This window comes from Cupriavidus sp. FW305-F7 (assembly GCF_058782875.1).
Genome location: NZ_JBYSYC010000107.1, coordinates 1 through 5,702, shown reverse-complemented (window position 1 = coordinate 5,702; position 5,702 = coordinate 1). Strand labels below are relative to the sequence as shown.

General features: G+C 58.0%; 5 protein-coding genes. 2 read left to right on the top strand and 3 right to left on the bottom strand.

The genetic code is table 11. The annotated features are described in order from the left end of the window. Nucleotides 1-654, top strand: a 654-nt coding sequence (locus AC3WL8_RS39690) for a transposase (protein ID WP_492380229.1), incomplete at its 5' end; no start/stop codon positions are given. 389 nt (nt 655-1,043) lie between these two features. Here AC3WL8_RS39690 and AC3WL8_RS39685 read toward each other — a convergent pair. From AC3WL8_RS39685 to AC3WL8_RS39675, 3 genes are read right to left on the bottom strand one after another with little or no spacing between them, the layout of a single operon-like run. Then, nucleotides 1,044-2,099 carry a carbon-nitrogen hydrolase family protein gene (locus AC3WL8_RS39685; RefSeq protein WP_013959097.1) on the bottom strand — a complete coding sequence of 352 codons (1,056 nt, stop codon included), beginning with the start codon at nt 2,097-2,099 and terminating at the stop codon, nt 1,044-1,046. A 20-nt stretch (nt 2,100-2,119) separates the two neighbouring features. Beyond that, the gene (locus tag AC3WL8_RS39680) at nt 2,120-3,973 is read right to left on the bottom strand and encodes a solute symporter family protein (protein ID WP_492380228.1); all 1,854 of its coding nucleotides are present in this window, start codon (nt 3,971-3,973) and stop codon (nt 2,120-2,122) included. A 9-nt stretch (nt 3,974-3,982) separates the two neighbouring features. Next, nucleotides 3,983-4,333: a DUF485 domain-containing protein gene (locus tag AC3WL8_RS39675; RefSeq protein WP_041229032.1), complete on the bottom strand. Its 351-nt coding sequence runs from the start codon at nt 4,331-4,333 to the stop codon at nt 3,983-3,985. Between the two features lie 244 nt (nt 4,334-4,577). Here AC3WL8_RS39675 and AC3WL8_RS39670 point away from each other — a divergent pair, with 244 nt between their 5' ends. After that, nucleotides 4,578-5,516, top strand: coding sequence for a LysR family transcriptional regulator (locus tag AC3WL8_RS39670; RefSeq protein ID WP_238553216.1), 939 nt, complete (start codon nt 4,578-4,580; stop codon nt 5,514-5,516). Nucleotides 5,517-5,702 lie beyond the last annotated feature (186 nt).

The following is a 5,702-nucleotide window of genomic DNA, read 5'->3' as shown; positions in this document are numbered from 1 at the left end:
TTATGCCCGCCATTATGGCCGGCTCAGGCCCCTGCTTTTCCACTTAGCCGACTGTCCGAATTTCCGCCGCCACCTCTGTTCGCCCACCCGGTGCAGCAGATCGTGCTGCACGAATACATCGACACCATTCGGGCTTGCAACCAACATGTGGCAAGCCTGGAGCAAGAGATCGAACGCGCGGTGCAAGACAGCCCCGTCTGGCCTGTCATGGAGGCTTTGATGGCCCTGCGCGGCATTAGCTTGATTGCTGCCGTGACCGTAGTGGCCGAGCTTGGCGACCTGCGACGCTTCGACGACGCGCCGCAATTGATGGCGTATCTGGGGCTGGTGCCAAGCGAGCATTCCAGCGGCAAGCCTGAACGACGAGGCGGCATCACCAAGACTGGCAACAGCCATGTGCGGCGGGTGCTGATCGAAGCGGCTTGGACCTATCGACATCCGGCACGCAAGTCTGCGATCCTACAGCGTCGCGCGGAACGCACCACAGCACAAATACAAGAGGTGGCATGGAGTGCTCAGAAACGGTTGTGTCAGCGCTTTCGTCATCTGACGGCGCGAGGCAAATTACCGGTACAGGTTTGCACCGCTATTGCCCGGGAACTGACGGGCTTTATCTGGGCGATCGGGCAGCAGGCAAGGTTCTCTACTACGTAGCCCCGACTCGCAAAGCCCCAGTGTGTTTGGGCCAGGCCCGGCAGCGGTGGAGAACAGCGCACGGGAACGAAGAGGCCGGTGTTTCCATCGGCCTGCTGAGTTTGTATGTATTGCGATGGCTGATGCATACATCGCCAGTGTACCGAAGTCGCTTTGCTGGCAAGGCGGTCAGCAGATCATCCGCTCAACTATGTATGGTTGATGTATAAGTCGGCCAGGAGCAGTGATTCGCGACCATGCCGGCATCCGTGAAGGTTAAGGTTCGTCCGCTCAAGAGGCTGAAGGGAAGCGGCACTGTAACGCGATGGTGGTTCACCGGGGAGGGGTGTTATCCCCTCGCTGGCGCAGCTTGACCCGCGGTCCGCCGGTCGCTGATTCCCGTAGTTCAGTTAAACCATATCGGCAAACGGGGTCTCGGCGACATTGACTCGTTCACCGCTCGGTTGCCCCTGACGAGCGACCGTCGTCTCGGGTGTGAATCTTGCGGGTGTGAGGCGCCGACGGTCGATTTCGACGTTGAATACGTCGAAGCGATTGTAATAACCTACGATGTCGTGGAACTGTTTGGGTTCGACGCAGGCGTTGATGTCGAACGTTGCGTAGGCGATGCCTTCTTCCGTTTGCAGCGTGTCTCCGATCACTGCACCAGTTGGGTCCAGGAATTGCGTAGCTGCACGAGGTGTGTTCTCCAATACTTCTATGGCCTGGTGATCGCCACTTGCTGCGAGCGTCTCGAACATGATCTTGTCGATGAAGCCGGAGTTGAGGATGCCAAACGCCTTGGCTTCGAATGAGTGGCCGCCTGCTCGGATGCGATTTGCTGCGAGATTGTCGAAGTTCTGACCTGAACCAGGCATGCGGGTCGGCCAGATAGCGGGCCATGCAGAGATGTGAATCTGCTCCCCCTGCGCGGCCAGAGCGTACCGGGCGAGAGGGTTGGTGTTTTCGCCGCAAATCAGCGCGCCGATGCGTCCAATACGTGTATTGTTCACCCGAAGGCCGTGGCCATCTCCAGGCGCCCACACCATTTTTTCATAGAAGGTCGGGACGAGCTTACGATGGTGATTCAGGATTGTGCCGTCGTCTCCAATGAGGGCGTTGGAGTTCCAGATGCAACCCACGCTGGCCTCAGTACTCTCGCTAAACCCCATGGAAACGAACACGCCGTTGCGTCGGGCGGTAGCCTGAATTTGCGCCATCTCCGGGCCGTCAATCAGGATGCTGTTGGACACCATGAGACGGAACCAGTCGTGGTTGTAGATCGGCGCCCACAGTGCCGCCCAAACGGGAAACCCTGGGATAAAGGACTCGGGAAACACTACAAGTTCTGCGCCATGGCGAGCTGCTTCTTCGATGAACGATATCGCCTTGGAAACCGTTGCGGTGGCGTTCATGTAGACGGGCGCTGCATGCACGGCAGCGACTTTGACGATGGGGAGAGTCATGATTGATCGTTCCAAGGAGATTAATGCACCACGGCTTCGGCGGCGCCGATGCCAGTTTCACGCCGAACGGAGAGCTCGGCCCAACGCGATTCAGACAAGTGACTGCGGCTAAGCAGGGAGAACAGGACGACGAGAAGGAAGCCAAATGGGATGGAGATGATCCCGGGATTGCGCAGTTCGATGAGCGGCTTGTGCAAACCTACAATGCTGCGAGCACCGTCCGGTATGCCGTCCGCAGCGGATTGTGCAACCGCACGCTGTGCCGCCAGCTTTTGGCGGACATCGCTGTCCTGCGTGTCGGAGATTTGCTTAGAGAGCGTTGCGACGGTCTTCAAAGCCGCCTCTTTCTGCAGAAGCGGATAGGTCATGTTGGGCGATATCAACACAAGGCCAATGGAGAGAATCGTTCCACCCAGCACCCCGGCGACGACGCCCGCCGTATTGCAGCGGCGCCAGTACAGCGTGCAGATCAGGGCGGGAAGATTGGCGGATGCAGCGACTGCGTATCCCAAACCAACAAGCTGCGCGACGTTCTGGCCTTTGGTAGCGATGCCGGCAACCACAGAGATGACGGCCATGAGTAGCGTGGCTATCCGGGCAGCTCTGACTTGCTCGCGTTCGGTCGCAGCCCCATTCTTGATCGCTCCCACATAGACGTCGTGTGCAAGCGACGAAGCGGCCGCCAATGTTAAGCCTGCAACCACCGCCACAATCGTGGCGAATGACACAGCTGCGACGATGGCCAGCATGAAGTTGCCGAGCAGACTGTCGGGGCCACCACCCAAGAACTGCGCCAGCATCGGGGCAGCAAGATTACCCCCCTTGTCCATCGCCAGAATGGCCTTGGGTCCGACGTTTAGTGCTGCGGAGAACCCGATGACGACAATGAGAAGGTGGCACAAGCCAATGGCGAACATCGCGTACAACGCCGATTTCCGTGCTGCCTTCGCGTTGGGTACCGTGAAGAAGCGCATCAAAATGTGCGGCATCGCTGCTGTTCCGAGCACGAGCGCCATGCCAAGAGAAACTTGCTCGAGGGGATTCTTCAGATACAAGCCGGGCGCGAGCAAACGTTGACCGGCATCGGCCACGCTCAGCGTTGACGTTCCCGCATGGAGCCCTTGAACGTATTGTTGGATAGAGGCATTTGAGATAACCCCGTTGAAGAAGGATTCGATGTTAAATCCGTAGGGCATCCAGGAGAGGATGACAAGAATTAGGCAGAAGGTGATCAGAAGCACTGCCTTGAGAACCTGCACCGAAGTGGTCGCGCGCATTCCGCCGAACAGGACGTACGTCAGCATCAGGGTCCCGACCGCAATCACCGAAAGTTCGTAGGGGATACCAATTAGCGCACGTACGATTACGGCGCCCCCAACAATCTGCGGCACCATATAGAAAAGCGCGACCAGGATGCTGGATACGGCGACCACCAGCTTGGTTGCTCGGAAGTTGTTGCGGAACGCGAGTACGTCGCCAAGGGTGAATTTTCCGAGATTTCGGCAGGGCTCGGCAATGAGGATGAGTACCGGGATGAACGAAACAAAGAAGCCCACCACGTAGCTGATGCCATCCAGGCCGTACAGGGCGATAAGTCCGGAGACGCCCAGGAAAGCCGCTGCAGAGAGATAGTCGCCTGCAATAGCGAGCCCATTCATTCGCGGACCGATGCCTCCGCCAGCGGTGTAGAAGTCGCTGGCCGTGGAATTGCGTCGGGCGGCGAACCATGTAATTCCGAGTGTGAGCAGGAAAAGCACGGCGAAGACGCCGAAGGTTAGCCCACGGTTGTCGGCGCTCACCAGCGTGGGGTTGTCCGCTAGCGCGGCACTACTGGCAACGGCAAACGGTACAGCGTAGAAGATTCGTTTTTTCATGGCAGCCCCTCAGGCGATGGCGCGTTGAGCAACGAGGGCGCCGACCGTGGACCGAGGCTGCTTGGCGTCGCGAGTGAGAGACGCTGCCATTGCGTCAAGACGCCGAAGTTGAACCGCGTAGCGCCATGCGATGGCGCCGCCGATGAAATACTGCGCGACGTTGTACCAAAGGCCGAGCGTAGTGGACGGTGTGACCTTGATAAGAAGGAGTTGCGGTGCAAACGTCGACACCAGCGGCAACGAGAAGAAGAACGCCATGCTGATGACGAATAGCCGGACAACAACACTCCGACGCTGGCGGACAAGCGCACCAAAATCCGGATGGTTGAAGAGCATGCGGTAATCGGTTTGTTTGGACATGACGAACCTCAACGGTTGGGGAGGGTGCCTCGTGATCCAACACTACGGATGCGAGGCGCGGACAGGCTGGGGGGCAGCTGCAGGCCAAGATTAGAGAGGGTCGCGAGATGTGAAAAGCCGAACTTCTGCGCGGTGCCTTGCAAATTTGCAAGGCACCGTTCGCCCTTATCTGGCGCGGATTGCACAGGGAAAGTGCCTAGAGGGTTTTCCCTGAATTCGCAGGTATGCTTGCAAAAAACCTGCCGTGACTTTCACGCCTATGTCTCAAATCAATCCAAACTGGAATGACCTGAAAATCTTCCTCGAGGTAGCTCGTTCCGGGACGCTTGGGGGTGCCGCGCGCCGCATCAAGTGCGACCAGTCGACGATCAGTCGACACATTAGTCGCTTGGAGGAGGCGATCAACGCACCGGTCTTCGAGCGCGACAACCAAGGGCTGCACATTACGGCTCGCGGTCAGGCGTTGCTCGAGTACGTCGAAGCGATGGAATCCAATGTGGTGGCGCTTGGAGAATTCTTGGGCGGCTCCCATAAGGAGCCGTCGGGAACGGTCCGAGTCGGCACCATGGAGGGGATCGCCTCTCTGTACCTGGCTGGCGAGTTCGTGAAATTCTCAGGTCGATTCCAGAAGATCGCAGTGGAACTGGTCACGACCACTCAGCAGATGCATGTGAACCAGCGGGAGGCAGATGTGTTTCTGAGCTTCTTCCCTCCGGATGGCAAATCCTTGGACGTCATTCCCATCGGCGCGTTCCCGCTGCACCTCTACGCATCTCCGGTTTACCTGTCCAAACATGGCACTCCGGAAAGCCCAGCCGATTTGCCTGACCACCAGTTCTCTACATACGTCAATGATTTGATTCAGCTCGACACCGTGAGGTGGCTGGATGAGGCCATCACGAGGCCCAAAGTCGGGTTTCAGTCGTCGAGCATGATTGCGCAAATGTTTGCAGCGGTGGCCGGAGCCGGCATTGTGATGCTCCCTTCGTTTGCCAAGGCAGAGCGCTTTGGCTTGGTGAAGATTCTTGATGGGCAGGTAAAGGTGAGCAGGACGATCTGGATGACCGTTCATCGAGACTTGCAGTACTTGCCTCGCATCAAGGCCATTACGAGATTCCTGCAGGAGACGATTTCGCGGGACTACCCACTCCCGCGAAGCGCGCAGATCCATACTGGAGGGTGAAGAGTCACACGCGTGGATGACGACGACAGGGATGCTCATGGGCAGAACCAAGAGCAGAGACGTTGCCATGTATAGGGCTCGCATTCCTGTCGCCGCGAACAATGCCGGTGGTGTCAGAAATTCTGTGTGCTGAGGTCGGTTAAATAAATCTCAGCGTAGGGCGTTGGTGAAGCGGTCACCGAAGAG